The organism is Occallatibacter savannae, from assembly GCF_003131205.1.
GTDB classification, from domain to species: domain Bacteria; phylum Acidobacteriota; class Terriglobia; order Terriglobales; family Acidobacteriaceae; genus Telmatobacter; species Telmatobacter savannae.
The window spans coordinates 366,338-393,038 of the sequence record NZ_QFFY01000004.1 but is presented as its reverse complement, the minus strand read 5'-3'; the positions used below and the strand labels follow the sequence as shown (position 1 = coordinate 393,038).

Here is a 26,701-nt window from a genome sequence, read left to right as displayed (position 1 = left end):
CAACATTTCCGGAGTTCACTACGCATGCTAAAGAAAACGTTTGCCCGCATTCTGCCTCTCGCTGCCTTTATTGCTGCGACATCGCTGGTCATCTCTGCCCAGAACACCCCTGCTACCCTCACCCTCCACCCTGACCGCCCGACCACTTCGATTAGCCCTACCCTCTACGGCCTTATGACCGAAGAAATCAACTACTCCTACGACGGCGGCCTCTACGCCGAGATGGTCCGCAACCGCACATTCTTCGGCGACTGGAGTGGCATTCACAACTGGTACCTCTACGAGGGCGGCAATGCCATCGCCAAGATGGTCCACGATCCGTCGACCGGACCAAGCACCGCTTTGACCTCGAGTCTCAAAATCGAAATCAAGCAGGCCGACCCGCAGAGCCCCGCCGGGATCGTCAACACCGGATGGTGGGGATACTCTCTGCATCCCAACACCACCTATCACGGCTCCTTCTACGCCAAGTCCGACACCGCTGCCATCGGCCCCATCAGCGTCAGCCTGGTCAACAGCAACACCGGCAAACCCGTCGCCTCCGCCAGCGTCCCCGCCATCAGCTCCGAGTGGAAGCAATACACCTTCACGCTCAAGACGGGCGCCATCCAGCCCTCCGTCACCAATCACCTCTCCATCACCGCGCCGCACGCGGGCACTCTTTGGATTCAGCTCGTCTCCCTGTTCCCGCCGACTTATCACGATCGCCAGAACGGCTTCCGCGTTGATCTCATGGAGAAGATGGCCGCAATGCATCCGCAGTTCCTCCGTTTCCCCGGCGGCAACTATCTTGAAGGCGACCACATCAAGGAGCGCTTCGACTGGAAGAAGACCATCGGCCCGCTCGTCGATCGTCCCACCCACCGCAGCCCATGGAACTACCAGTCCTCTGACGGCATGGGCCTGCTTGAGTTCCTCGGCTGGTGCGAAGACCTGCACATGAATCCCGTCCTCGCCGTCTACGCCGGCTACTCCCTCGCGCAGGAGCACGTCAATCCGGGTTCCGATCTCGAGCCCTACGTCCAGGACGCGCTCGACGAAATCGAATACGTCACCGGCGGTCCCGAAACAAAGTGGGGAGCCCAGCGAATCAAAGACGGACACCCCGCTCCCTTCAAGCTCACCTACGTTGAAATCGGCAACGAAGATCAGTTCGACCGCTCCGGCAGCTACGAGGGCCGTTATGCGCAGTTCTACAAGGCGATCAAGGCCAAGTACCCCGACCTTCAGCTCATCGCCACGATGCCTCTCAAGCTAATGAGGCCCGAGGTGCAGGACGATCACTACTACGTTCGCGCTACGCAGAACTTCGCCGACGCGCATCACTACGACAAGACTGACCGCAATGGCCCTAAGATCTTCGTCGGCGAGTGGGCCACGCGCGAAGGCATCCCCACTCCGAACATGGGCGCAGCTCTCGGCGACGCCGCGTGGATGACCGGCCTCGAGCGCAACAGCGACCTCATCGTCATGTCCTGCTACGCGCCGCTCTTCGTCAACGTCAACCCCGGCGGCATGCAGTGGGACACCGACCTCATCGGCTACAACACCGCGACGAGCTACGGCTCGCCCGCCTACTACGCCCAGGTCATCTTCAGCTCGTATCTCGGCGATCACACCATCGCGTCCGACATCCAAAACGCCGGAGAGAAGCTCTTCTACTCCGCAACGATCAACAGCCAGAAGAAGCAGCTCTACCTCAAGCTCGTCAACGCATCATCCGATCCCAAGCCGCTTACACTGGCGCTTCCGGGATCCCACCCCGCAGCCGAAGCGAAAGTCGTTCGCATCAGCGCACCCGACACGCAAACCACCAACTCCATCAACGATCCCAAGCGCATTGCCCCGGTCGAGTCCACGATTCACAACGCAAGCAGCAACTTCTCCATCACCCTGCCGCCCTACTCCATCCAGGCAATCCAATTCGATCTGCGCTGAACTCAAATCATGGCAACAAACTCAAAGGCCGGAACTCCCCCAAGTTCCGGCCTTTCGCTTACTGGGATACAGTGTGTTCAATTCTCCGAAGGCCTGTTCACATGGTCGATCACCAATGTCTTAAGCTGGGCTCTCGCAGGAGTCAGCTTTAGTCCGAGTTGCTCTCTCACCGCTTCAAGAAATGGAGGAGCCTGAGGCGACTCGGAAGAAGCTGCGTCCTGCGATTCCGAATCTCGAGACCCTCTTCTAAATGTTCCTGGATCGGGTGTCCAACTCAGCTTCAAATCGAATCTTCCGGTCAATCCCGTCACGTCGACCACGGGGCGCCCTAACCTGCCGATCGAAAGATAGTTGGCGATCGTATCCATCGTCGTGTCTCGTCCCCCCATCAGCATCTCTTCATGCGACTCGAAACGAGCCTCGACAGCTCCGCACCTCGCAGGAAAAACCTCAGGCCCCTTCAGGACAACCCCGCCTGAAGCCGAATTGCTTAAGATCCCCGATCCAGGAGGTGCTGTTACGGTGCACGGCGGACCGTCTTGATGCGGACGCAACTCCGTTCCCAGCTTTCCGGGCTTCACAAGATTCATCTCCAACACCGGAGTCTCCCTCGATTCAAAATGCACCACCAAGCCGAACCGCTCCCTCAGCAGACTTTGCATCATCAGCCGCATCTGGTCCTTGCTCGGATTCGACGTCGGCGCCCGTGCGTGGATCTCATAATTCGATGTCGTCACCCACTGCGGCACATGCGCGTACATGGCCTCCCACTGCTCCCGAGTTGGTTGAAGCTTGTAGGCAAATTCGATGTAGTTCCCAACAGGTGCGACAGCGTCCAGCAGCCCGCCGGTCTCTGCGTATGCATCATCGGGGCTCAATCTGAAATTCGATGACTGAAGCGGCTCCGCGTTCAGTCTTACAGAGGCTACTTCAAACGCCATCTTCCCGCCTGCTGCTTGCTCCCAGGCCCGCTCGTTCGGTACTTGGCTCTCCCCTGCCGCCGCTGTCAACATCAACGCAAGAGGGCTCGCAGCCAAACCGAACAGTTGCCGCTTCCACTGCATAGTTCCCTCCGCAGGCAAACTCATGCTGTGGCTTTAACGAACTCTTCGCAACTCGACCTCGACGCCACGTATCTCGTTCCCGATAACGATTGTCACAGTTCCTCGCATTTCTTCGCCTTCCAGCTTGAGGTTGTAGAGGAAGCTCTTCCGTCCGTCGGAGACTTCGAACTTCACCGAATCGCCCGTCACTGAGCCACGAATGACGGCGCTCTGTTCAGGTGAGCCCACTCCTGCGAAACCATTCAGCACCGGGCCATGCTGCACCAGAACGAACCCACCCGAAAACAAAACATCCGCGCCCGCTGCCTGAGATTCAAACCACCTTCCCGAAAGGTCCGCAGGCGCATCGACAAGGATCTGTCCAGAAGATGTTGCCGACTGCGCCTGGCTTCGAGAGGCTTCAGCTTGTGTGGCACGCGTTTGCGAAACTCGCCCCTTCACGGATGTCCAGGAGCCCGGATTAAAAGTGCCCGCGTTCGGAACCGGCTTCACCGGCTCAAGCATTCGCGCATCCGCCTTTGATGCGCCTCCGCTCGCCATCCCATCACCGGGACTCTGCGAAGCCACCGACCGCTTGGCGTCGCCGTTCGCGTCCGTCTGAGCCTCGTCAGAATTCGCGGAAGAAACATGCTCTGCCGAATCCGGCGGCGCCTGCCTGTTCAAACGATCAAGCACCGATTCCACCGGAGACCTGCTACCCTTCAGCCCTACGATTTCAGATGGGATCGGAAGTCTCATCACAAATCCAAATGCAATCAGCGCGGCTATGGTCATCGTTCCTGCGACAACGAACGTTCCCCGCCGAATCGGCTCATCGTGAATCATATGGAACGACGGAACACCATCGATGCGTTCGACAGCAGCGACCGGGCTAGCCACCTCGGCATAAGAGTTCCTATAAGCCTGCGGCAAGGACTGCATTACATCGACGATCAACTCGAGGCTGAGTCGCAGTCGCGGAAACGCGCCCGGCTCATCGCGAATCCGATCGCGAAGCAGTTGCATGGTTTCCTGTTCATACCGTTTGCGAAAAGCAGATGGATACAACCGGAGAAGGAAGGCATAGATCTTTTCAGACATAATCCCCCCTGAGAATATTCTTGGCTCTCGCAACACGCAGAAGATCTGCCAGCCTCTCGGCTTCAGATCGAGCCACCTTCCGCCCTACGGACGTCAGCCGATAATACCGCCGCCTCTCCTCTGCCTCGTTCGGCGCGGAACGGCGATCCACTTCCTCGATCAACCCATTTTCCAGCAACGCCTCAATCGAGCTGTACAGAGTTCCCGGCCCCAATCGCATGCGTCCGTTTGTCTGCTGCTCCACTTGCCGCATGATGCCGTATCCATGCAGACTCTCTTCCGCAAGCGAGAGCAGAATCTGAAAGGCAGCGGAGGGCAGTGGATCGAGTCTTCTCTTTGGCATCCAGTTGACCACCTCACTACGAAGCATCCATGCTCGATGATCGTTATATCGATGATCGACTGTATATTCTAGATAAGCCGAATGTCAAGCGTTCGGGTCCTAACACTCGGCCGCCTAGTGGCAGCTCAGCTAGAAATTCTCGTCATTTAGGCGACGCACCGAAACTCAAGGGCCGGAACTCCATCGAGTCCGGCCCTTTTCTGCAGTAACCATACATCGCTAACCTGATCGGAGCTGTGCCCCGCTTAGCGGCTTCCCTGCCATGTGGAGACGTAGCCACCCTTACGAGGAGTCAATGGGTTGTGCCAACTTCACTCCCGCACAGCCCACGCCAGCCCATCCGGATTAGCTCCCGCCTCCACCCTCCCCACAACTTCCAGCGTCTTCAGATCGACCACCGCCACGAACCCATCCTCTGCATACGCCACATACACCCGCGCTCCATCCGGCTGCACCAGCACACCGCCACCTCCGCCTTTGCCGATCCGCAGCCGCTTCAATTCCTTCTGCGTTGCGACGTCGAACACAACCAGTTCGCCTCCCGCCGACACCAGTGCCCGTTTCTCATCCGGAGTGAACTTCAGACGGTTCGCTCCGCGCACATTTGCCTGCAGCGTCGCAGTCACCTTCTTCTGCGCAAGATCGATCACTGAAATCGTCCCATCCCACGCGTTCGCCACCCAGGCCTGCTTGCCGTCCGGCGAAACGTCAAACCCCTCCGCTCCACCTCCGACTGGAATCACCGTTTCGTTCCAGTCGCCACCCGGAGGACCCGGCATCCGTCGCGGACCGCCCTGCGCTCCCGGCGGAGGCACTCCCGCACCCTGCCAGCCCGGTCCGCTTCCCGGCGGCGGAGGCGGAGGCGGCGGTCCACTCGCCTGCCCGTCCGAGTGCTCCAGCACCGTCACGGTCGCGGAATTCACATTGGTCGTCACGATCTTCTGCGCATCGGGAAAAACATACAACATGTGCGTGCGATTCTGCCCGGTCCCCATGATCCAGTTCACCTTCCCTAACCCAGGATCGTAGCTCCCGATTGCCTTCGCCACCTCCGCTGTGAACCACACCTTACCCTGCGCGAACGCCAGTCCGTGCGGCCCGCGGAGTGCTCCCAGATCGATCGGCGGCTCTGCACGCTGCGCGACCAGATCTACGACCGCCAACGTGTGAAACGCGCCAAACCCGTAGTTCGACACATACGCAATCCGCCCATCCGCTGACGCAACCACCTCGTGCGGATCGTCCCCCACAGGCACTCGCGCCACAACGCGCAAGCTCGACGGGTCCACGATCGCCAGTGTGTGATCGTGCTTCGAAAGCACCAAAAGTGATGTCTTAGGAGTTGCCGATTGACCAGACGCGGCCGCCGCACATACAGTCGCGCACGCCGCTAGAATCGCAATTCGTGAAGAGCTTCTCATGGTGTAGAGGAGACTACACCAAACACTTGTAGGCCGGTACACCACGTCCGAGGTTGCCTAGCGATCTAGACGAACATGTCCTGGTCGGTTGGCACGTCCTGCCGCTCCGGTCGCCGTCCCGTCGCAAGCACGCCCAGGAAGGCCTTTGCCGCCGCCAGCGCCGCCGACACCTGTCGCACCGGTCTCGTCACCGAGTCCGCGACGACCGTACTTGCGTGCTCCACGCCATCTGCAACATTCGTGATCATATTGTCCACACGGCTGGTCTGCCGGTACACCCGCGCCAGTACCTCGTCGGCTGTGAATCGAATATGGGCCGTCTGCTCGCGCGCCGACTGCGCCATGTCCGCGACATCTGCCGCCACTGACTCCACCTTTGGCGCGACCTTCTCCAGCAGTTCCTTTGAGCGGTTCAGCATCGGCATCACGGTCGAGCGAACGTCACTCACCTCGTCCTGCACCGTCTTGATGCTCTTGCGCACCATGAAAAAAGCGGCCAGCATCACGATGAACTGCCCAAGCAGTGCCACCGCCGTCAGGCCCACAAAAATCATCAACCAGAATGTTTCGCTGTTGTAGTTCATCTCGGCACCGACGCAGTCTTCAAGTTCGTCATTCGTTCAGCGTCTCCGCGCACTCAAGAGAACGCCGGTATCCCTGCATACAAGAATCGCCGGGACCGACAGAGTCAGCCCCGGCGCTCTTTCCCATCACTCTTACGCAGTTGGCTCTGACTTCTGCGAATTCGCCTGGAAAGCCTCGCGGCCGGCGTCCACCGCCGCGCCAACCCGGCTTGTCTGGTCGTTCACAATGTTCTTTCCGCGCTCGACAAAGTCTTCCCACTGCGCGCGCCCGCGATCTACAATCTCGCGTCCGCGGCCGACGTACTGGTTCACCTGTTCGCGGCCTTTATCTACATACTGCCCTACCTGATCGGCAGCTTGCCGACCCCGCGCCCGAAGATACTCACTACCTTCGCGGGCTCCCTGGGCAATATCTTCTCTGGTCTCGCGGCCGCTCTTCGGGGCATAAAGAATGCCGATCAGCGCGCCTACACCTAGCCCGGCCAGAAACCACGCGACTCCCTGAACTCCATTGTTCTCTTCGCTCATAATCCATCTCCTTCTTCTGCTCAGTACGCCGAAATCCCGCCAACGGTTCGATTGCCGGGTTCACCAATAGGCCCGAGCCAGCCAAAAATCCATGTTACGCCGCAAACCTTCGCTTCCGCTTGAATTGCGCCGTCCCAAGCCAAACGCTAGCCCTCGGAATCCTTCCTTCCGGCTCTCTGGCATTGGACGCCGGCAGCCCTGATTCAGTTGTAAACGCCCAACTTCGGCGCTTCGCAATTCTACTCCGCTCGGCTGCCCCGGTCCCGGTTACTTCGGCAGCAAACCATGCGCAATCGCGTCCAGGATCCCGTTCAGAAAATTGATCGACTCTGGCGCCGCATACCGCCGCGCAATCTCCAGCGCCTCATTGATCACAATCGGGAACGGCGTCGCCTTGAATCCGATCATCTCTCCCACTGCCATCCGCAACAGGTTCCGATCCACGGCCGGCATTCGCTCCAGCCGCCAGTGACGCGAATTGGCCGAGATCAGTTCATCAATCTTTTCCTGGTTCGCAATCGCAGAACGAAAAAGGTCCTCCGCGAATCCGCGAACCTCCGGCTCCGTCGCATCCACCGATTTCCAGAACGTCGCCCTCACATGGTCCGGCGACTGCTTCCCCATCTCGGCCTGGAAAAGCATCTGCATCGCCAGCTCTCGCGATTTCCTCCGCGAACCAGCGCTCACGCCTGCCCACCTTCCGCGATCTTCCGCTTCACACTCACCATCTCGATCGCCGCGGACGCAGCTTCAAATCCCTTGTTCCCCGCCTTGATCCCCGCGCGATTCAATGCCTGCTCCAGCGTCTCGCACGTCAGCACGCCAAATCCGTGCGGAATACCTGTATCCTGTTGCGACTGGCCGATCCCGCGCGAAACCTCGTTGTAGATCGCCTCGTAATGCGCCGTCTCTCCGCGAATCAAGCACCCAAGCGTCACAATTGCATCCACTTTCTTCTGTTCTGCGATCGTTGTCGCCGCTGCCGGAACCTCCCACGCTCCCGGCACGCGCACAATCTGGATGTCATTGCGCTTCGCCCCGCTCCGCAGCAGCGCGTCCAGCGCGCCTTCCAGCAGCCGGTCCGTGATCACCGCATTCCACCGCGCCACCACGATCGCGAACTTCATCCCCTCTGCCGACAGATCCCCTTCCATCGCAATCGGCTTGCCCCGCAGCGGATCTGTCCACGCCCAGAAGGTAAACGCAAATCCCGGCTCCGGCTCCACGGTAAAAAGCCGCGCCTTCCAATCGGAGTCGGTCGGCTCGCCGAGCCGCTTCACCGCCGCGTCTCCACCGTTCGCTCGCAGCCATCGCTCAGCGGCCTGATAAGCCTGATCCAGCGAAGTCACTTCGAACATCACGTCCGCAACCGATGGAAACTTCCCGTGCACAAATTCGAGATTTCCCAGGGGCGCCAGAAACGACGCGCCCGTGCTGACCGCGTCCTTCCATCCCGCTCCCGGCGCAAATCCAATCGCGGAGAAAAAGCTGCTCAACCTTTCATAAACAGCCTTTTCTTCGGCGCGGCGAAGAATGGAAATCCCTTTGATCATGCTTTGATTCTATCGTGCAGCCCCGCTAAACTCCCGCCTGCATCTCGCCTCGACCCGCTCTGAAATTCAGTCTTGTCTGTCGGCACTGCCGCACTATATGCTCCCGAAACCATGCATATACAGCGAACTCTCACTGCCAAGTTTCTGGGAGCAGCCCTGGTGTTAACGTCAGCTCTCGGATGGAGTCAACCGTATTCCCCAACACAGGACGGCAGCGCCAAGCAGGATCTGAAAGCAGCCGGCCACGACACAAAAGACGCAGCAAAGGACACGGGACACGCTGTAAAGAAGGGCACCGTCAAAGCCGCTCACGCAACCGAAAACGGAACAAAGAAGGTTGCGACCACCACGGAACAGGACACGAAGAGAGCCGCGCACGCAACAGCTCACGGCACGAAGAAAGTCTGGAACAAAACGAAGAGCACGACCAAGGGCGCCGTGAACGGAGCAAAGGAAGGCGCTGAGAAACCCGCCAACTGATCTCGCTCCGCAAAACGAAAAAGGCCGGCATCACGCCGGCCTTCTCATTGTGGAACTGACTTCCCGCTACACCGTATTTCTCGGCTTCACCAGGATCACTGTCGCCGGCACTGTCCCCGAAGCCGGCGGCGTCGTGGTCGGGCTGTTGAACACGCAGCTTGGATCGCTTCCCGGTTTGCATGCCGGCAACCCCGGATTGATCTGCTGTGTATCCGTCAGTGTCGATGTCTTCACGAAGTGAATCAAATCATCTCCCGCCGTCGACACGAAGAAATATTGGTTGTCTAGGCTGAACGTCCCCGCCACCGGCGCCAGTACTGCATTCCCCCCGGTCAGCGTGATGTAGTTGAGCGTTCCGGTCGTTCCCTTCGCGCCCGGGACATAGTAGGGCAGTGTCCCGCCCGGCGTTGTCCCGTTGTACGTGAGGAACGCCAGATTCTGCGCTGGAGAAGTCACAATCGCATTCAGTGCCGTCGCATTGATCCCGTTCACGCCGATCTGATTGAGCGTGTGCTGTAGCACCAGCGGATTCAACTGCGAACCCGTCTGGGGACAAGGATCCGGCAAATTCACGGCCCCGGATGACCCGCCCGTCGTCGTTCCGCTTCCCGTGGTAAACGGGATCGAAACGCCGATATCGGAGAGCTGCACTCCGCCCCCTACCAGTGCCGCACCAAGCACGTGCTGCCCGTCGGTGGTCGTCGCCAGCACATCCGTCTGCGTCGGCACCGAGTCACCCTGTGGATAGAACACAATGCTCTTGTAGTTACTCGCCGTCCCCGAAGGACACCACGTATGTGCAACCGTTGGGTTGCCGCTCATATAGGCGCCTACGCTCGGAATCGCCAGCGTCAGATTTTTGCCGCCGCCCGACGAACTCAAATCGTACGTCGTCCACCCCGTGTTCGCGTTGTACACATAGAGCGTATTGCTATGCCCGGTTCCTTGCGAGGCGCTGTCGGTGATGTACAGAGTCTTCGCGTCCGGAGTCCACTGCGCAGCGCTTCCCACACCTGCGAACGTGGCCGCCACCGAGCCCGATGTGTTGTAGAGGTAGAACACCTGCCTGGTCTGATCGTTGATCAGCACCTGCTTGTTATCCGGGGAGACCGCAAGCACCACTCCCGGCACCGATACGTCCGGCGGATTCGCCGCCACGTTGCTCGATGTCGTGTACGACATCAGCGCGTGCGACGATCCGAAGTAAATCGTCGTCCCGGCCTGGTCCATCACCATCGAATTCGGCACATACGGCAACCGCACCGTCGATCCCAGCGAGTTCCCCACCAGATCGTACGGGACAAAATACTGTGACTGCCCCGGCGCTCCGAACCACACATACGTACTGGCTGTTCCCGGAGTCGTGATGTTCACCGCATTGCTCGAAATCGGAACTCCCGTCCCGAACAACCCCACCTGGTTGATCGGCGCTGGATTGCACACCGAGGGCTGGCAGATTGCATAAACCGATGCCGCACCTGGGAAAGAAGCCAGCACTGACCCCGCCGTGCCGACTGAAATATCCAGCGGATTCGTCGACTGGTAATCCAGCGTCAGTCCGGAGATCGTGTTCCCGTTTGTGTCCACAACGGTCGTCACCAGATTCTGTGTCACGCCCTTTGTAACCGTGGCGCTCGTGTTGCCGTTCAGCGTCACTGAGATCGACTTGGGCGGGCAGGTAGTAAAGTAGCCCGCTGACGACCCCGATCCGGCAATGGAAGCCGAAATCGCCGTCGTACCAGGCTGCGCCGCCGTGATCAGGTTCGTCGCTGCGTTCAGCGTCGCCACTGCGCCGGTGCTCACCGAGTAAGCCAGCGTTCCAATCGAGCTCGAACACGCCGGCACCGATGTCACTCCGGCAGGCAGTGCGCAAGAATAGTTCGCCGGAGATACCGAAGCCGGTGCGCAGAACTCGTACTGCTTCCCGTTTTGCGAGAAGCACGCCTCCGAGTCAAGTTGCGTGCTCGTTCCCTGCGAGTAGCACTGAGCATTCCCGGCCAGAGCCAGCGATACCGAACTCACCGTCGCATGAACAAATACCTGCACCGGGTTCGAAGTCACTCCATTCGCCGAGGCCGACACATACGCAGAGGTATACGGCAGCCCGTTCGTGGAAGGCGCCGGGTTGGGCGGATTGCAGATCGTAAAGTCCGGAATGCCGCCGCCCGAGTTACGATTCCACGTTCCAGCGCAGATCCTGCCCGTCGGCGATACGTCAACCAGTTTGTTATCGGTGGTCGAGTAGTTGTAGGTTGATGCGTTTGCGTTCGAGCCCTTGCACGTGAACGCCTGCGGAGCACTGATCTGCTGTTCCTGTCCGAACGCCAGGGACAGCCCTGTGGTCTTTGGCTCCAGATCGATCCTGTATACGTCCGTATCCTTCAACCCGTACCCCAGGCCGTTGCAATAGTTGCCGGCCGGATTGCGGGTACAGCCAGAAAACGAAATCCCGGCTGGTATGACCAGGAACAACATGAAGACAAGCGTCAGATACCGCCGCATGAATCCTCCCCGCCCCGCCCTATCCCACCGCGGAACGGTCTATCCAAATTCGTTAGAAAATGAGGGTTAAAAGCGAGTCTTCCCCGCGCCCAACCAAGGTCGCGCACAGGTCTCCGGCCTTCGGCATATCGCTGTTCCATGCAGCCGGTCTGGTGACCACGCTCGATTTGCTCCAAACGAAAGTGTATCAGGGCAGGGTTCTCCCACCCCCAAATGTCTGTATTTACATAGACTCAGCCAAACCCTCATTGGCGAGCAGATCCATCATTCACAGTCTCTGATCTCTGATCGCTGACCGCTGACCACTGGCTACTGGCTGCTGGCTACCGGCTACCGGCTACTGGCTACCGGCTACCGGCTACTGGCTACTGGCTACTGGCGGCTAATTCCTAATCCCTGTTCCCTAATCCCTGCCTTTCCCCATGTACTTCTCAAACCACTCCACCGCCCGGTCCATCACATCCCGACGATGCTCCGGATTCACAAATCCATGTCCCTCGTTCGGATACACCACCAGCTCCGTCGGCACATGCTCATCCCTCAACGCATGCCAGAACTCATACGACTGCGGTGCCGGACACTCCCCATCCCGGTCCCCGACCACCACCAGCGTCGGCGTCTTCACCTTCTTGATAAAGTTGATCGCGGAGCTCTTCGCATACACTGCCGGATCGTCGTACACCGACGCCCCGAAGTACGGAATCATCCACTGGTCGATCGAGTTCTCCCCGTAGTAGCTCTGCCAGTTCGACAACCCCGCTCCCGCCACCGCCGCCTTGAACCGCTGCGTCTGCGTGACGGCAAACATTGTCATGAACCCACCGTAGCTCCAGCCCGTGATTCCCACGCGATCCGAATCCACCGGGTACTTCGCCTCCACCGTATCCACTCCGGCCAAAATATCCCGCAGATCGCCGTACCCGAAATCCTTCCGGTTCGCCTGCGTAAACGCCTCTCCCTGCCCAAAGCTTCCCCGCGGATTCGGCATCAGCACAAAATACCCGAGCGCCGATAGCGCTACACCGCTGATCCCACCGCCGCCGCCCCACCGCGCCATTGCCGCCGCAGCAGGTCCGCCATGCACCTCAACAATCAGCGGATACTTCCTGTGCTCGTCATAATCCTTCGGAAACAGCAGCCACCCCTGCACCCTGAAGCTGTCGCTCTTCCAACTCAGCGACTCCGCCTTCCCCCATCCCGGCTTCACCCCGTCATTCCAGTGCGACAGCTGCATCACGCCTTCCAGCCCCGACGTCATCACCGTTCCCGGTTTCGCCCCGTAAATCTCCGTCGGATGCTCAAAGTTGCTCGCCGTGAACACAAACACCGAACGATCCGCCGTGCTCGACAAGCTGTGCGACAACCGCCCGTCTCCCACGCCGCCAGGAATCGAAAAGATCGGGGATCCGAACGACGGAGGCTTCGACCCGCTCCTTACATCTGCATCCACCTTCATCCGAATCAGCTGGCTGTTCCCACCCGCCAGCTCGCTTACAAACAGATAATCGTTGCTCCCCCACTCCACCCACGCCGGCGAAGTCGGCCTCCCCGCGGTCAGATCCCGCGGCTCGCCGCCCGACGCGCTCACCATCCACACATCACCGCCCGTCGACCCCTGATCGCTCATCAGACCGCCGATGAACGCGATGTACTTCCCATCCGGCGACCACCGCGGCACCGCAATCTGCAGTCCATGCAAGGGACCAGCCACCTCCGCCGGAGCCAACACTACTCTGGGTGCCCCAGAGCCTGCCCTGAGCTTGTCGAAGGGTCCCTCGCCTTTGGGTACCTGGGACTCCAGCGCCTGGGTGTACAGCCTTGCCACCCACCAGTTGTTCTCCCCCGGTGGCTCAGCCGCAACATACGCCATCCCCTTCGAATCCGGAGCCCAGTCAAACTCATACGTGTGCAGATTCGCCGGGCTCACCTGTGTCGGCGCAGCAGCCGAAGCGTCGACCGCCACCATCGCCACTCGCTGCACCTCAACGTTGTCCTCGCCAATCACTCCCGCCGCAGGCTTCATCGCCGCCAGCGCTCCCGCCGGCCGCGTCGCGCCTTCTACATACAGGAACGCAATCTTGCTCCCGTCCGGAGAAAACGCCGGCTCATGCACATATCCCTTCGCCGCAGTCAGCCGCTTCGCCGGACTCCCGTCCAGCCGCGACAGATACAGATCCTCCTGCCGCCCCGCCTGATCGCCGCAACTCGAAAAGAATGCCAGCGCCTTGGAATCCGGCTCCCATGTCAGCTCGCCTTCCGCGCAATGCTGCTCCGGAGTCGCCGCCGCCGTCACCCGCTGGCTCTTCGACAAATCCTCAGGCGAGGCAACCCGAATCTCTCCGCCTCCGCGTCCGCCTTCTATCCACGCCAGCCGCTTCCCATCCGGAGAGATCGCCACCTGCCCCACTCCCCGTCCGCGGTTCAACCCGCGAAGCACCTCTTCAATGTGCGCCCGATCCGGACTGTTCTGCGCCGCGCCATCGCCCGACTGCGCCATCGCAACCGTTCCAACACTCAAAAAGAAAAACGCGCCGGCAGCAATCACGGCGCGCACGTCAATCCGAAAAGGTCTTCGACACATGTTCAAAATGCTACCAGCCGCAAATGAACTCTCTCCATCAAATGCGGTAACATCCGCCCAGCCCTCGAGGTTCACCTTGCTCGGTACTTCCGGGCCAGATCCAGATCTTCCTTCCTGCGCTATAGTTGCTCCACCGGCCCACCGCCATTCACCCGGAGATCGCTGCTCGTGCTCACACTCCGCAAACTTTTGCGCGCCTGCTTTGCGAACGCGGCACTGATCTATTTGATCGCTTCCGTGCACGCCATTCCGTCGTTGTTTCTCGCTCCTCTTCCGCGAACAATAGATGAGTTCCATCCGACAAGCCTGGCGTTGAGAGCCTCCTCGATCTTGCTGCTGCTTCTGGCGCGTCTCATCATGGCTATACCTCCTATTCTCGCCACCATCTTCGGCATCGCCTGGTGGCGGTTGAGCTCCGGGCACAGATCGGCACGGCGTTGGGGATTCATCGCAAGCATTTTCATGTTGCTCTCAGCCATTCCCCTCACTCCCGCCGTTTACGACATGATCCGTAGTCCTGGGTTCCCGGGTTGGATCTCCTACACGGTTGTGGGCGTGATCATTGTCTCTACGGCAGCAGGAATTTCGGGGCTTGTAGCGTTCAGAAAGTCAGCTAAACCAGATGAGTTCGAGGCGCTCGCTACTCCTCAACGCATCGCCGGAGACGGAACCCACCGCTACCTCGACACCATCGGCATCATCCTCCAGGTAGCCGCGACTGTCTGGCTCATGAACGTCTACACCCGTTGGGGCTACGAACACGATCTGCCCTTCACGCACGGTTTGGACGCATGGCTGCAATGGTTCCTCGTAATCGGCTTCGCCACCCTGCTCCACGAAGCGGGCCATGCGTTCACCGGTATTGCCCTAGGCATGAAGCTTCGCGCCTTCATCGTCGGCCCGCTTCAGTGGCGCGCCCTCGAAGGACGCTGGACATTCTCCTTTCGCCCCTCCCAACTCCTCGCCTTCTCAGGTGCCGCCGGCCTAGTCCCCGTCGACCCCAACGAAAGCCGCTGGAACGAGGTCACCGTCATCGCCGCGGGACCGTTCGTGAACTTGCTCACCGGTGCGATTGCAGCCGTGCTCGCATGGTCCGCCGTCGGCGCCCCCTGGCAGTTCCTCTGGGAGCCCGTCGGGCTCTTTGCCACCATCAGTCTCGTCGCCGGAGTCATCAACCTTGTTCCATTGCGCCCCGATGGCCTCTACTCCGATGGCGCACGTATCCTTCAGATCTTCCGCGGCGGCCCCCTCTACGACTACCAACGCTGCGCAAGAATCGCAGGCGGTGGTTACCTGTCCGCGATCCGCCCGAAAGATTTCGATATCGCTGCCCTCGACCGCGCTTCGGCTCATTTCACAACCGGTGAGATTGCGTTGCTGCTTCGCCTGTGGGCAACCGAGTTCCACCTCGATCGCGGCGAGTTCCAGCAAGCTTCCATCGCCTTCAGCCACGCCGAAGAGGTCTTCAAGAAATCTGCTTCTGATGCTCGTCCCGGTCTTCACGCCTGCATGGTCGTCAATGCCGCCCTGACCCGGCGCGATGCAGAAGCCGCGCGTTCCTACTGGCAGTCAGTGCAAGCGAAACAGCTCGATTCGCAGGACACCAACTACTGGCAGGCAAAGTGCGCTTACCACTGGTCAGAGCGTCGCTTCGACCTCGCCCGCCAAGCCTGGAAACCAGGCGCCGACCACCTTTCAACACTGCCCAATACAGGATCAACCAGCTACGACCGTTCCTGTCACGCTCGCCTGCTCGAACTCATCGAAGAGGACGAAGCTGCCAGTCTTTCTACGCAGCAGTCTGCAAGCTACTCCATCGTCGGCACTCAATTGGCGGAATAAATCCCACCACTCCTAAGCAGCACCCGGTCCCGGTATCACCCCGAGCTGCTGCATCATTCCCATCGTATCCATCAGAATGCGACTGTCCGCCATCTTCCCGTTCTGCAGCCGATCGATCACGACTCCCGGCACCGCCACCTTCCTTCCGCTCGCAGGAATTCCGAGGAAATCCCCACGATGCGTACCCGTCCATTTGAAACGCGACACTACCTTATCGCCCGAAGCAATCGTCTCCTCCACAACCCAGTGGATGTCGGGAAAACCCGTCCTCAGCATCCGGATCACGTCCTTCAGCCCCTCTCGCCCCTGCTGCTGCCCGGGCAACGGATCGAGCTCTACAAAATTCTCCTCCACAATTTCATCGCATACTTCGTACTTGCCCTGATTGATAACCTCTTCTACAAACCGATCGAGCGCGGCGATGTTTTGAGCTTCCGACATTTCCCCTTACTCCTCCAGCAAGATTCTATTTCGAGATGCACCCCGAAAGCTGTACCCACCCATCGCGATGAGTGAGCGAACGACATCGCTCACGACAACGGCGGCCCCATCATCTCAATCCCGTGTTCCATCATGATCTGCACGCTGCCCGGAAGGTCCGGCGCAGCAAGCCCCATGTTGTGCGCCGACAACGCAACGAAGAAGCGGTTGAAATCCGTGCCCGGGGTCGTCATCACAAGGATCTTTCCTGTCTCGCTCGTGAAGTTCTGGAACGCGTGCACCGTCCGGCGCGGCGCAAAAGCCGAACCACCCGGGTTCAGCACACTTCGCGCGCCATCAATCTCCACCGTGATCGTTCCCTCGAGAACATAAAACCACTCATCCTCGCGCGCGTGCCGGTGAAGCGGCGGGCCCGACATCGGCGGCACTGTCAGATGAAATTCAGCCGCATCCCCTCCTGTATCGCCGCTCGCCAGCTTCACAAGAACCGTCTGTCCCAGAATGTCGAGAGGCTCCGCCGTCCGGCCCTCCGCCTCATCAAGTACAAGAGTATTTCCTGTCTCCATCTGCACTCCCATCACCGCCTCCTCGTTTTGCTCTTCCGTGCTTTCTTTCTCAAACCCTCAAGCAGCGTGCTCATCGTCCACTCCGCCGCATCAATCGCATCCTTGCCATCAAGACCTCCGCGATTCCGCAACAACTCCCAGAACGGTGCCGAATACACCGCCAGAAAGACCGCAATCACCTGCCGCTGTTTCGCCGCGCTCATCCCTTTCGTGAGTCCGGCAAGACTCTTCTGAAATGACTCACGCCCCTCCGGAATCCCCCGCTCCCGAACCCGGTGCCCCATCGGCGACTCGAGCACCGCCCGGATCACCTTCTCATTCCGATCGAAATTCCCAAACAGCACCGGCACCTGCGGCAGGATCTCCTCCTCGGTCTGCGGGAAGATTGTCCCCGAATGCCTCCGAAGCAACAACCACATGCCCTCATACAAATCAGCCTGCGAAGGGAAATACCGGTAAACCGTCCGCGCTCCCACCTCAGCCCTCTTCGCTACCGCCTCATGAGAGAACGGCTGCTCCGGATGCTCCACCAGCAATTCGTAAGCCTTGCCCAGAATGTGTTCCCGGGTAGCTTCCGCATGCTTTTCTCTCAGCGATTCGATTGATCCTTGCTTCATGACAGTACATTGCCACTTTTGGCAGTTAACTGTCAAATAGGCGGATTTATTTCCCTGCTGCTAACCTCTAGCGTTGTTCCCCTGTCCCCTCGCCCCCTGGTCCCTACGTCCCTGTTCTCTAATCCCTAATCCCTGATCCCTGCTTCTATGTCCCTCTCTCGTCACCCCTCCCATTGGTTCCTTTGTTCCCTCGTTCCCTTATCCCCTGTAACAATGCTTCCGTGCGCTTCTGGTTTTCGTCCGCCAGCGAAGTTCCCATCTACCGCCAGCTTGTCACCCAGGTCTCGCTTGCGATCCTGGCGGGAGATCTCCGCCCCGGCGACCGCCTTCCCAGCACCCGCGAGCTCGCCCGCCGCTTCAGCATCCACCCCAACACCATTAGCGCCGGATACCGCCAGCTCGAACGCGAAGGCTGGACCGAATTCCGCCACGGCAGCGGCGTTTACGTCAAAAACAAAGTCGCCGCCCCCTCCACTCCCGAACAGATCCTCGATCAGCACATCGCCGGATTCTTCCGCGCGGTCCGCGAGCTCAACATGCCCGCAGCACACGTACGCCACCGCGTCGCTCAATGGCTCGCCTCCCCGCCCCCCGACCACTTCCTCCTCATCGAGCCCGACCCCGAAGTCCGCGAGATCCTGCTGACCGAAATTCGCCAGCTCGCGATCTTGCCCGTCACTGCAGCCTCGTTCGAAGAATGCGCCAACCCTGAAACGGTCCTCGCCGCGGTGCCCCTCTGCCGCCCCAGCCAGGCCGACACTGTCCGGCCCCTGCTCCCCATGGGCGTCGAACTCATTACCCTGCAAATCAACTCCGCACGCGCCTGGCTCGATTCCTGGCTCTCCTCGCTTCACGGCGGCCTCATCGGCGTCGCCTCCCGCTGGCCCGACTTCGTCGAAATTGCCCGCACTGTCCTTGAAGCCGCCGGCGTCGAAAACGAACGCCTCGTCCTACGCAACGTCACCCGCCCCCGCTGGGTCCGCGGCCTCGATCAAACCGCCGCCATCATCTGTGACGCCTGCACCGCCGCCTCCGGCAAACTCCCCAACGGCCCGCGCATCTGCGTCTTCCCGTTCCTCGCCGACGCCGCCCGCGCTGAACTCGCCCGTTTCTCCTGAAAGGTTTGCGGCCGCGCCTCACACGTGGCTGAAAAATCCGGGACTCGTTTTGAAAGGGCGCGACTTCAGTCATGCCGCATAACTCCGTCAGGCCGCGGGCTTCAGCCCCTGAGGGATGCTTCTCTCGCACAACGCTCGCCCCCTTACTCCCGCTTGCTCCGCTGCCTCGCCCACCCCTGGCCTGCCGTTCCTTGTGACACCTTCGAAACTGTCCCGGGCCGGCAGTTTGTGCCTTCATTCCTCGCTAATCTCCCGTCATTCGCTCTTCCCCAAACAGAAAGCAGCGAATGAAAGGGAGGTTCAACTCGATGGCGAACTCCACTTTGATTCCGGCAGCCCAGCAGACACCCACAAGCCGATTCGATTGGTACACATTCCTTCGCAACGCGTTCATCAACGGCCTGAAAGCTTACGGAGCCTCGCTCATGACAGTCAGTACCCAGGAGCCTGCCCTGAACCTGCTGAAGGGGCCCACACATTTGGGAACCGAGGATCGCAAAGCGCCGGGTGCCCCCGATCCCTCGCTCTTGGGGATCGGGGATGGCAACACAATCAAGCCCGGTGCTCCCTGTCTCGCGTCTTTGGAGACACGGGAGACCAACACACCGAGGCCGGGACCAGCCGCGTGCCCGACCCTTTTCACCGCCCAACCGCGGATGAAGTGGGAAACAGTCAACCCCGTCCTGGACGGGATCATCTAAAAGTTCCAATTTTTTGTATGGAATGGGCTTCAGGCCAAACGGGACACTGGCCTGCCTGGTCCCAGAAATTCAAGCAACCATTGGGTTGCTGGTTCGAACTGGCTACTGGCTACTGGCTACTAACCGTCTCCTGAATCGCTAGCAACCTCTCCAGCAACCCCTTCAGCAAGTCCAGCCGCAGTGCATTCGCCCCATCCGACATCGCATGAGCCGGGTCGTCATGCACTTCAAGAAACACGCCATCTACACCCGCCGCCACCGCCGCCCTTGCCAGCAGCGGAATGAACTCCGGCTGCCCCCCGCTCACCCCATTTGCCGCCGAAGGCTGCTGCACCGAATGTGTCCCGTCAAAAACAACCGGGGCCATCTCCCGCATCACCGGCAGCGCTCGGTAATCCACCACCAGCGTGTTATACCCAAAGCTCGCCCCGCGCTCCGTCAGAAACACGCGCTCATTTCCCGTCGAGCGCACCTTCTCCACCGGATGCTTCATATCCCACGGCGCAACAAACTGCCCCTTCTTGATGTTCACCGCGCGACCGGTCTTTCCCGCCGCCACCAGCAGATCCGTCTGCCTGCAAAGAAACGCCGGAATCTGCAGCACATCAACGTGCTCCGCCGCCACCTCGCAATGTCCCGGCTCGTGCACGTCCGTCAGCACCGGCAGTCCCGTATCCTTCGCCAGCCGCCCCAGAATCTTCGCGCCCTCCACCAGCCCCGGCCCGCGAAAACTCTTCACGCTCGTCCGGTTCGCCTTGTCGTAGCTCGCTTTGAAAATGTAAGGGACGTCCAGATCGCTCGTGATCCGCTGAATGGCTTCAGCCATCTTTCTCACGTGCGTTTCCGACTCAATGACGCAAGGGCCGGCGATCAAAAACAGCCGGCCCTCTCCCACCCTTACCGGTCCAATCTCAAACGTATGGCTCACGACCCCGATTCTATCTGGTAAGCGCCCCATAAGTGGCGGGTGCCCCCGGTCCCTCGCCTTTGGGGACCGGGGAGAGAACATCTCAACTAAAAACGGCTGCCGGGTGCCCCATGTCTCCTTCCGTTGGAGACTTGAGAAACGATTAAGTCCGACTCACAACGACCTGTTCCGCGACCACTGCACCAGCGCCCGATCCAGCGCATGCAGCGGCGTCGGCCCCGGCGCCTCCGTCTGCGGCATCACGAACCCCCGCTCCACCAGCCTCCGGCAGAACGTCAGGTACTCCTCATAGAACCGCACATCCTGCCGCATCTGCCCCAGCGCTTCCAGGTCGCCCATATCCAACTCGATGTATTTTTCCGGATGAATCACCGCCATGATCGCCGTCGCCAGCGGCAGATCCACACCCTTCAGCGCCAGCAGCGCACTCATCGCCTCGGCGGTCGTGCTCTCCGGAGTCGCCGCAACCTCAAGCGCCCGTCGGATGCTCGTTGTGCTGTTCGCAATGACATACACCACCAGCCGCTCCGACTTCCATCGGACAATCGCCTCCAGGTTGGCCAGCGAGTACTCGCCTCTCCGGATCGCCTCCCCGGCCTCGTACGCCTCTTCCTCCAGGCGCCTCTCCCGGTTCGGAGCCTCCTCCCAGCACTGGTCCGCCAGTTTCTGAAGCTCCGTCTCCTTCGGCTGAAGTTCAAATTGAGTAGTCACGTCAACCTCCTTTGCATAGCGAAAAACGCCAGCAAATCTAGGTCCGCTCAAAAACGACTGTCAAGCACCATCCGCCCTTGTCACATACGCCTGTGATAAGGGCCACAAAGTCCTTCGCCGATCGTGATCGCATTCGACAATGCTGGTGGTAAAAACAGGTGCTTCGAAATGAAGCTGGACACTCATTCTTTGTGCCGAAACTAGGGTGCAGCTCAACTCAACGCGATCGCCTAGTTCGTCGAACCAACTTCAAGCACGAACCGGACATCGGCTGCAGATGCCGTCGAAGCTACTATGAACGGCGTGACGCGAACAGTGAAACCGGGAGCCGAAATGAAAGCAAGATATTCCCCATCCGGTAGATGACCTAAAAACCTGCCATTGCGATCGGCGGAGATCAGCGCAACAACGTGCGCCCTCCCGCCTGTCCCCTTCGCCCTTACCTGAATCAGTGCGTTCGGAATGAAAGCCCCTGTCTGATCCTCTATCACTCCCTGCAATGAAGACGTACGAATGGCCGATGATTGCGTGCCAATCGACGAAGGGAACCTCTCTATTTCCACATCCTTCGTGTGACCAATCTCCACGTCGATATGGCTGGGTGCCAGAGCATCCCGATCGAGCACTTGTAGAGGACCGTGCAGAGTGGTAGGAACCAGAATTGTAGTTTCGGTTCCCATGTCTGGACATGGGACAACACAAAGAGAGAGGGAGTGCACCGCAAAATGGAGCGGCGAATTAGGGTACATGAGGGAGTATCTTCCGGGCGGAAGCTCCGGAAGCGCTACTTCGCCGTCATCGCCTGACGCGAGAGTTGCGACCATGGACCGGTCTGAAAAGAGGTTGACACGAACAGCAGCGATGGGAACTCCGTCAACCACAAATTGGATGTGCGCTCTCTGTTTCACGCGAATTGGACTTTGGGGCGGTCCCTCCACTGAGACGCTCAGACACAAAACCCAACGCGCTCCTGCCAGCAGGAGAAAGACAAGAGTTACAAGGTAACGTACTCGACTATCCACGCCGCACCCCGTTTCGCGAGAACTCTAGCATGAAACAGTTCTTGGCTTGTGATTCGGATTGCCGATTTGAATCAGGAGGACTGAGTGCTGGTTAACGTGGAGACTCCATCCAGCTCGGCTGCCGCGTTCCGGCGACGTTTCCCATAACTCGCCTTCACAAACTCTCTGAACAGCGGATGCGGCTCGAGCGGCTTCGACTTGAACTCCGGATGAAACTGACACCCAATAAAGTACGGATGCTCCGGAATCTCCACCATCTCTACATACGTCGAGTCCGGCGTCGACCCGCTGATCTGCAATCCTCCGCCGGTCAGCAGCGCCTCATATTCGCGGTTGAATTCATACCGGTGCCGGTGCCGCTCGCTGATCTCCGTCGCGCCGTAAACGCGATGCGCCAGCGTATCCGGCTGAATCACGCATGTCCACGCCCCCAGCCGCATCGTCCCGCCCATCTCTTCCACGCCCAGCAGTTCGCGCAGCTTGTAGATCACTCGGTGCTGCGTCGCCGGATCGAACTCGCTCGAATTCGCATCCTTTAGGCCGCAAACATTACGCGCATACTCAATGCACGCCGTCTGCATCCCTAAACAGATTCCGAAATAAGGAACCTTCTTCTCCCGCGCATACCGAATCGCATTCAGCATTCCCTCGATCCCGCGCTTCCCAAATCCGCCCGGCACCAGGATCCCATCGAACCCTTCCAGCTGCGCCTCATAGCCCTTGTCTTCCGGCGTCTTCGACTCAAGCCCTTCCGCCTCGATCCAGGTCACGTTCAGCTTCAGGTTCTCAGCAATAGCCCCGTGCGTCAGCGCTTCCTTCAGCGACTTGTAGCTGTCCTCATACTCCACATACTTCCCCACGATCGCGATGTTCACGTCGTCCTTCGGGTGATGCACTCGATGGATCAGTTCCTTCCACTTGCTCAGATCCGCTTCCGGCGCATCCTTGTGGAGGTACTTCAGAATCAGCCCGTCCAGCCCCTCCTGCGCAAAGTTCAGCGGCACCTCGTAAATCGAAGGCACCGTCGTTGCCCCGATCACCGCCCGCTCCTCCACGTTGCAGAACGCCGCAATCTTCTGCCGCATGTCCTTGCCCAGATTCCGGTCGCTCCGGCACAGCAGCACATCCGCCTGGATCCCAATACTCAGCAGCTCCTTCACCGAGTGCTGCGTTGGCTTCGTCTTCAACTCCTGCGCCGCCGCAATCCACGGCACCAGCGTCAGGTGGACGAACACCGTATTTTCACGCCCCAGTTCCTGCCGCATCTGCCTGATTGCCTCCAGAAACGGAAGCGACTCGATGTCGCCCACCGTTCCGCCGATCTCGACGATCGTCACGTCTGCCCCGTTTGCCGAGACCTTCCGCATCGCGTTCTTAATCTCATTCGTCACGTGCGGAATCACCTGCACCGTCTTGCCCAGGTAATCCCCCCGCCGCTCCTTCAGGATGATCTGCTCGTAGATCCTCCCGGTCGTCAGGTTGTTGTCCCGCGACAACGGCGCATGCGTAAACCGCTCGTAGTGCCCCAGGTCCAGGTCCGTCTCGGCGCCATCATCCGTCACGAACACCTCCCCGTGCTGGAAGGGCGACATCGTTCCCGGATCAACATTCAAGTAAGGGTCAAACTTCATCAGATTCACGCGCAATCCGCGGCTCTCGAGCAGGCATCCGATCGAAGCCGCGGCAAGACCCTTGCCTAAACTGGACACAACTCCGCCCGTCACAAAGACGTACTTTGCCGACATCGCTGCAACCTCGCTATTCAATTGTGGTGATTGGCCGTACCTGGTGGGCACAATCAAGTATGGCAGAAACGCCGCCGCCTTTGGAAGACAAAATGCACATCGGCCCTCCCCAGCTTCCCTTCTCCAGCTTCTAAGCACATTTGAAGCAACAGCTTTCATCTCTTGCCCGACTCATCGGCTTCCTCCGGCCAGGCGTTGTGGAAATCCGCTCATCACAAACTCTCGCGCTTGGTCAGCCTGCCATCGCCCCGCATGTATACTCCCTCTTGATTCAACCCTGGGAGTTCAAATGCTGCCTTCTCAAGCTTCCCTGATCCGCCTTGCCGCCGTACTCGCGTTTACTGCAAGCGCCTCGCTCGCTCAAGAAGCCGCTCCCGCGCATCCGGCTTGCGCCCCCCTTGCCGACACCAGCATCCCCACGAACTCCACCGTCGAAGCCAAGGTCATGGGCATCGACTCCTCCAAGCTCAAGCCGGGCAAGGAAATCTGGCTCAAGGTCGCCCACGGCGTCATCTACCAGGGCTGCACCCTCGAGCCCGACTCCGCTGTCTACGGCCACGTCCTCTCTGCCAGCGGCGGTAAAAGCGCTCCCTCTTCCGATCTCTCCCTCTCCTTCGACCGCGCCGACTGCTCCGGGCACGACAAGCAGCCGTTCAAGCTCCGCGTCATCGCCGTCGTCGGCCCGCCCGACGCCAAGCACAACATGCACGAGGAGATGCCCACCAAGGTCGCCGGCGGAGCCCGCCAGATCAGCGACGCCGTCGTCGGCACCAACGCCCTCGACATGGAGCTCAACCCCGGCGGTCCGCCCCACACCGTCCACCCCGGAATCGTCGTCGGCGTTCCCAACCTCAAGCTCGAGCCCACCGCCGGTCCCGAGTGCAGCGATAAGTTGACCAGCACCAGCAGCAAGATTCAGCTCGCTCCCGGCTCCGAACTCATCCTCGCCCTGACCGAAACAAGATAAGACTCGTCACTATTTTGTAAACGAAGATGCGCGCTCACCCGTCATTACGGGTAGAACAGCTGTTCAGAAAGAAAATTCGGGAGCGTCCCCCTTCATGCTCTGCACTCCTGCTGGTTCCTTTGCTCGCGCCCTCGTTTCCTCAGCCCTGCTTCTCTCGTGCCCGGCTCTCTCTACTCTCACCGCGGCATCGCAATCCGCTGATCCCGCGAAATCAACTCAGCTTTCCGCCGGCGCTGCTGATTCCTCCTGCCCGCCGATGGCCAACATCGCTATTCCAAGCCGTGCCGCTATTGAAGCCAAGGTCACGAGCCTCGATTCCGCACACCTCAAAGCCGGCAAAGACGTCTGGTTCAAACTCGCCAAACCTTTCTATTACCCCGGATGCGCACTCGATGCAGACTCCGTCGTCTACGCCCGCGTCGTCTCCGTCAGCCCCAATGAGATCTCACTCGACTTCAATCGCGCCGATTGCAACCACCGCGACCAGCAGCCGCTTAAGCTCAGAGTCATCGCCCTCGTTGGCCCTCCCGGCGAGGCGCACCACGTGCATGAGGACATGCCCACTGAGGTCCGCGGAGGCGTTCGGCAAATTGGCGAGGCAATCTCCGGCACCGCTGCGCTCGACGAGGACCTCAACCCCGGCGGCCCACCGCACACCATCCACCCAGGAATCGTCGTCGGCATCAAGAATATCAAGCTGCAACCAACCGCCGGCCCCGAATGCAGCGACAGAATCTCAACCGACGGCGACCGCATCCAGTTCGCGAATGGGTCCGAGCTCATCCTCGCCATGACCGTGACCCGCAACATCCGCAAGCCGCAGGCCCAGCCCACACCAGCGCCTCATCCCTGAGGCCCGGCAACACTCAAACCTGAACCACGACCTTGCCCCGGGCGTGCCCTTCTTCGAGATACCGCATCGCATCCGGCACCTCGGCCAGCGAATACGTCCGATCGATGACCGGCTTCACTAGCCCGTTCGCAAGCAGCTCCCGCAGGATCTCCAGATCCGCATTGCTCCGTTTCGCTATGAACCCCACGAGCCTCTGCTTCGTAAACCAGCCGGTAACCATCTGATTCAGCATCCCTGAAAAAAATTCGGCAGTTGATTTCTCCGGACCACCGCCTCCGCACCCGATGAAAACTCCATCCGGCTTCAGCACTCTCCTGAAGTCCGCCAACGTCCGATTCCCCACCAGTTCAAAGATCACGTCATACCGCTCAACGCCCGCCGCGAAATCTTCCCTCGTGTAATCAATCACTCGATCGGCCCCGATACTCCGCACCATCTCAACATTCCGCGTGCTGCACACTCCACTCACGTGCACGCCTTGCCACTTCGCGATCTGCACCGCGAACGTCCCCACTCCTCCAGCCGCCCCATTGACCAGCACTCGAGCGCCGGGCGTCACGTGCCCCTTGTCGCGCAGCCCCTGCAAAGCTGTCAGCCCCGCGATCGGTACCGCAGCCGCCGCTCCGCAGCTTACGATCGATGGTCTGCCAACCAGACCTGAAGCCGGCGCGCAGACATACTCCGCCAGCGCCCCATCCGCCGCTCCAAAAACCTCATCGCCAAGCCGGAACTCCGTCACACCCTGCCCGAGACCCACAACCGTCCCGGCGACATCGACTCCCAGCCCAATCCTCTTCGGCTTGCACACCCCGGCAACCAGCCGCAGAGGCCACGGCATCCCCCGCATCATGTGCCAGTCAAATGGATTCAGCCCCGCTGCCCGCACCCGGATCAGCACCTCGCCTTCTCCAGGCGATGGCTTCGGCAGGTTGGCAAGCTCCAGAACATCCGACGCCCCGTAACGGTGGCGCACTATCGCTTTCATCCGGTATCCCCGCGTTAGAGATTACGCGCAGAATAGCCCACCCGTTCCGGACCGCCGTGCCCGCCATCACGCTGTCATGCCAAACGAAAGCACCGGCTCTGCCTCAGCAACCTGATCGACAAGGCTTCCGC

At 59.9% G+C, this 26,701-nt stretch carries 25 protein-coding genes; 7 read left to right on the top strand and 18 right to left on the bottom strand.

All coding sequences use genetic code 11. The features are described from left to right. Positions 1-24 precede the first annotated feature (24 nt). The gene (locus tag DHV10_RS28020) at positions 25-1,938 is read left to right on the top strand and encodes an alpha-L-arabinofuranosidase C-terminal domain-containing protein (protein WP_109487496.1); all 1,914 of its coding nucleotides are present in this window, start codon (positions 25-27) and stop codon (positions 1,936-1,938) included. Between the two features lie 77 nt (positions 1,939-2,015). Here the strand turns inward: DHV10_RS28020 and DHV10_RS16625 are convergent, their stop codons facing one another. The 8 genes from DHV10_RS16625 to ribH form a co-directional block, all read right to left on the bottom strand. Next, positions 2,016-3,002 carry a TIGR03435 family protein gene (locus DHV10_RS16625; RefSeq protein WP_162601602.1) on the bottom strand — a complete coding sequence of 329 codons (987 nt, stop codon included), beginning with the start codon at positions 3,000-3,002 and terminating at the stop codon, positions 2,016-2,018. Positions 3,003-3,035: 33 nt separating this feature from the next. After that, complete coding sequence (locus DHV10_RS16620; protein ID WP_109487494.1) at positions 3,036-4,082, bottom strand: hypothetical protein; 1,047 nt, start codon at positions 4,080-4,082, stop codon at positions 3,036-3,038. Continuing rightward, a complete protein-coding gene (locus DHV10_RS16615) occupies positions 4,075-4,425 on the bottom strand; it encodes a PadR family transcriptional regulator (RefSeq protein ID WP_109487493.1) in 351 nt (116 codons plus the stop codon). The genes DHV10_RS16620 and DHV10_RS16615 overlap by 8 nt, the downstream gene beginning before the upstream one ends. 311 nt (positions 4,426-4,736) lie before the next feature. Then, a complete protein-coding gene (locus DHV10_RS16610; RefSeq protein ID WP_204101441.1) occupies positions 4,737-5,747 on the bottom strand; it encodes a YncE family protein in 1,011 nt (336 codons plus the stop codon). A gap of 164 nt (positions 5,748-5,911) precedes the next feature. Further along, positions 5,912-6,430: a hypothetical protein gene (locus DHV10_RS16605; RefSeq protein WP_109487491.1), complete on the bottom strand. Its 519-nt coding sequence runs from the start codon at positions 6,428-6,430 to the stop codon at positions 5,912-5,914. Positions 6,431-6,562: 132 nt separating this feature from the next. Beyond that, complete coding sequence (locus tag DHV10_RS16600) at positions 6,563-6,958, bottom strand: YtxH domain-containing protein (protein ID WP_109487490.1); 396 nt, start codon at positions 6,956-6,958, stop codon at positions 6,563-6,565. A gap of 267 nt (positions 6,959-7,225) precedes the next feature. Beyond that, positions 7,226-7,645 (bottom strand): transcription antitermination factor NusB, encoded by a 420-nt coding sequence (nusB, locus tag DHV10_RS16595; RefSeq protein ID WP_275425925.1) that lies wholly within the window; start codon positions 7,643-7,645, stop codon positions 7,226-7,228. Next, positions 7,642-8,511, bottom strand: coding sequence for a 6,7-dimethyl-8-ribityllumazine synthase (gene ribH, locus DHV10_RS28015; protein WP_109487488.1), 870 nt, complete (start codon positions 8,509-8,511; stop codon positions 7,642-7,644). The genes nusB and ribH overlap by 4 nt, the downstream gene beginning before the upstream one ends. 72 nt (positions 8,512-8,583) lie before the next feature. Here ribH and DHV10_RS16585 point away from each other — a divergent pair, with 72 nt between their 5' ends. Then, a complete protein-coding gene (locus DHV10_RS16585) occupies positions 8,584-8,991 on the top strand; it encodes a hypothetical protein (protein ID WP_109487487.1) in 408 nt (135 codons plus the stop codon). Positions 8,992-9,057: 66 nt separating this feature from the next. Here DHV10_RS16585 and DHV10_RS16580 read toward each other — a convergent pair whose 3' ends face one another. Continuing rightward, a complete protein-coding gene (locus tag DHV10_RS16580) occupies positions 9,058-11,493 on the bottom strand; it encodes a hypothetical protein (RefSeq protein WP_109487486.1) in 2,436 nt (811 codons plus the stop codon). A gap of 403 nt (positions 11,494-11,896) precedes the next feature. Further along, positions 11,897-14,074 carry a S9 family peptidase gene (locus DHV10_RS16575; protein WP_162601601.1) on the bottom strand — a complete coding sequence of 726 codons (2,178 nt, stop codon included), beginning with the start codon at positions 14,072-14,074 and terminating at the stop codon, positions 11,897-11,899. A gap of 168 nt (positions 14,075-14,242) precedes the next feature. On the opposite strand from DHV10_RS16575, the gene DHV10_RS16570 reads away from it, so the two are divergent. Further along, positions 14,243-15,916: a M50 family metallopeptidase gene (locus DHV10_RS16570; RefSeq protein WP_162601600.1), complete on the top strand. Its 1,674-nt coding sequence runs from the start codon at positions 14,243-14,245 to the stop codon at positions 15,914-15,916. Positions 15,917-15,928: 12 nt separating this feature from the next. Here the strand turns inward: DHV10_RS16570 and DHV10_RS16565 are convergent, their stop codons facing one another. The 3 genes from DHV10_RS16565 to DHV10_RS16555 form a co-directional block, all read right to left on the bottom strand. Next, positions 15,929-16,357, bottom strand: a complete 429-nt coding sequence (locus tag DHV10_RS16565) for an ester cyclase (RefSeq protein WP_109487483.1) — start codon at positions 16,355-16,357, stop codon at positions 15,929-15,931. An 89-nt stretch (positions 16,358-16,446) separates the two neighbouring features. Next, positions 16,447-16,935 carry a cupin domain-containing protein gene (locus tag DHV10_RS16560; protein ID WP_109487482.1) on the bottom strand — a complete coding sequence of 163 codons (489 nt, stop codon included), beginning with the start codon at positions 16,933-16,935 and terminating at the stop codon, positions 16,447-16,449. Continuing rightward, positions 16,935-17,540: a TetR/AcrR family transcriptional regulator gene (locus tag DHV10_RS16555; RefSeq protein WP_109487481.1), complete on the bottom strand. Its 606-nt coding sequence runs from the start codon at positions 17,538-17,540 to the stop codon at positions 16,935-16,937. The genes DHV10_RS16560 and DHV10_RS16555 overlap by 1 nt, the downstream gene beginning before the upstream one ends. Positions 17,541-17,761: 221 nt before the next feature. Between DHV10_RS16555 and DHV10_RS16550 the strand changes: the two genes are divergently transcribed. Both DHV10_RS16550 and DHV10_RS16545 read left to right on the top strand, forming a co-directional pair. Continuing rightward, positions 17,762-18,658 (top strand): GntR family transcriptional regulator, encoded by an 897-nt coding sequence (locus tag DHV10_RS16550; protein WP_162601599.1) that lies wholly within the window; start codon positions 17,762-17,764, stop codon positions 18,656-18,658. 308 nt (positions 18,659-18,966) lie between these two features. Next, entirely contained in the window at positions 18,967-19,359 is a 393-nt protein-coding gene (locus DHV10_RS16545) for a hypothetical protein (protein ID WP_109487479.1), read from the top strand. 109 nt (positions 19,360-19,468) lie between these two features. Here DHV10_RS16545 and kdsA read toward each other — a convergent pair whose 3' ends face one another. From kdsA to DHV10_RS16525, 4 genes are all read right to left on the bottom strand, one after another. Then, on the bottom strand, positions 19,469-20,287 hold the full coding sequence (gene kdsA, locus DHV10_RS16540) for a 3-deoxy-8-phosphooctulonate synthase (protein WP_239461815.1): 819 nt from the start codon (positions 20,285-20,287) through the stop codon (positions 19,469-19,471). 153 nt (positions 20,288-20,440) lie between these two features. Beyond that, positions 20,441-20,998, bottom strand: a complete 558-nt coding sequence (locus DHV10_RS16535; RefSeq protein ID WP_109487477.1) for a hypothetical protein — start codon at positions 20,996-20,998, stop codon at positions 20,441-20,443. 230 nt (positions 20,999-21,228) lie between these two features. Then, positions 21,229-21,678, bottom strand: a complete 450-nt coding sequence (locus tag DHV10_RS28315) for a carboxypeptidase-like regulatory domain-containing protein (RefSeq protein ID WP_420818752.1) — start codon at positions 21,676-21,678, stop codon at positions 21,229-21,231. A gap of 413 nt (positions 21,679-22,091) precedes the next feature. Beyond that, positions 22,092-23,765, bottom strand: a complete 1,674-nt coding sequence (locus DHV10_RS16525) for a CTP synthase (protein ID WP_109487475.1) — start codon at positions 23,763-23,765, stop codon at positions 22,092-22,094. Between the two features lie 289 nt (positions 23,766-24,054). Between DHV10_RS16525 and DHV10_RS16520 the strand changes: the two genes are divergently transcribed. Together DHV10_RS16520 and DHV10_RS16515 are read left to right on the top strand one after the other, a co-directional pair. After that, positions 24,055-24,732 carry a hypothetical protein gene (locus DHV10_RS16520; protein ID WP_109487474.1) on the top strand — a complete coding sequence of 226 codons (678 nt, stop codon included), beginning with the start codon at positions 24,055-24,057 and terminating at the stop codon, positions 24,730-24,732. Between the two features lie 94 nt (positions 24,733-24,826). Next, complete coding sequence (locus DHV10_RS16515; RefSeq protein WP_109487473.1) at positions 24,827-25,585, top strand: hypothetical protein; 759 nt, start codon at positions 24,827-24,829, stop codon at positions 25,583-25,585. Positions 25,586-25,598: 13 nt separating this feature from the next. On the opposite strand, the gene DHV10_RS16510 is transcribed toward DHV10_RS16515, so the two are convergent. Then, positions 25,599-26,570, bottom strand: a complete 972-nt coding sequence (locus DHV10_RS16510; RefSeq protein WP_109487472.1) for an NAD(P)-dependent alcohol dehydrogenase — start codon at positions 26,568-26,570, stop codon at positions 25,599-25,601. Positions 26,571-26,701: the final 131 nt, after the last annotated feature.

Bases quoted from the DNA above. Each gene is read 5' to 3' on its own strand.
- DHV10_RS16545 (WP_109487479.1), top strand. From the start codon at position 18,967: ATGGCGAACTCCACTTTGATTCCGGCAGCCCAGCAGACACCCACAAGC.
- DHV10_RS16620 (WP_109487494.1), bottom strand. From the start codon at position 4,082: ATGTCTGAAAAGATCTATGCCTTCCTTCTCCGGTTGTATCCATCTGCT.
- DHV10_RS16510 (WP_109487472.1), bottom strand. From the start codon at position 26,570: ATGAAAGCGATAGTGCGCCACCGTTACGGGGCGTCGGATGTTCTGGAG.
- DHV10_RS16605 (WP_109487491.1), bottom strand. From the start codon at position 6,430: ATGAACTACAACAGCGAAACATTCTGGTTGATGATTTTTGTGGGCCTG.
- DHV10_RS16515 (WP_109487473.1), top strand. From the start codon at position 24,827: ATGCTCTGCACTCCTGCTGGTTCCTTTGCTCGCGCCCTCGTTTCCTCA.
- DHV10_RS28315 (WP_420818752.1), bottom strand. From the start codon at position 21,678: ATGGGAACCGAAACTACAATTCTGGTTCCTACCACTCTGCACGGTCCT.
- DHV10_RS16580 (WP_109487486.1), bottom strand. From the start codon at position 11,493: ATGCGGCGGTATCTGACGCTTGTCTTCATGTTGTTCCTGGTCATACCA.
- DHV10_RS16560 (WP_109487482.1), bottom strand. From the start codon at position 16,935: ATGGGAGTGCAGATGGAGACAGGAAATACTCTTGTACTTGATGAGGCG.
- DHV10_RS16575 (WP_162601601.1), bottom strand. From the start codon at position 14,074: ATGTGTCGAAGACCTTTTCGGATTGACGTGCGCGCCGTGATTGCTGCC.
- DHV10_RS16600 (WP_109487490.1), bottom strand. From the start codon at position 6,958: ATGAGCGAAGAGAACAATGGAGTTCAGGGAGTCGCGTGGTTTCTGGCC.
- DHV10_RS16615 (WP_109487493.1), bottom strand. From the start codon at position 4,425: ATGCCAAAGAGAAGACTCGATCCACTGCCCTCCGCTGCCTTTCAGATT.
- DHV10_RS16520 (WP_109487474.1), top strand. From the start codon at position 24,055: ATGCTGCCTTCTCAAGCTTCCCTGATCCGCCTTGCCGCCGTACTCGCG.
- DHV10_RS16565 (WP_109487483.1), bottom strand. From the start codon at position 16,357: ATGTCGGAAGCTCAAAACATCGCCGCGCTCGATCGGTTTGTAGAAGAG.
- DHV10_RS16525 (WP_109487475.1), bottom strand. From the start codon at position 23,765: ATGTCGGCAAAGTACGTCTTTGTGACGGGCGGAGTTGTGTCCAGTTTA.
- DHV10_RS28020 (WP_109487496.1), top strand. From the start codon at position 25: ATGCTAAAGAAAACGTTTGCCCGCATTCTGCCTCTCGCTGCCTTTATT.
- DHV10_RS16555 (WP_109487481.1), bottom strand. From the start codon at position 17,540: ATGAAGCAAGGATCAATCGAATCGCTGAGAGAAAAGCATGCGGAAGCT.
- ribH (WP_109487488.1), bottom strand. From the start codon at position 8,511: ATGATCAAAGGGATTTCCATTCTTCGCCGCGCCGAAGAAAAGGCTGTT.
- DHV10_RS16625 (WP_162601602.1), bottom strand. From the start codon at position 3,002: ATGCAGTGGAAGCGGCAACTGTTCGGTTTGGCTGCGAGCCCTCTTGCG.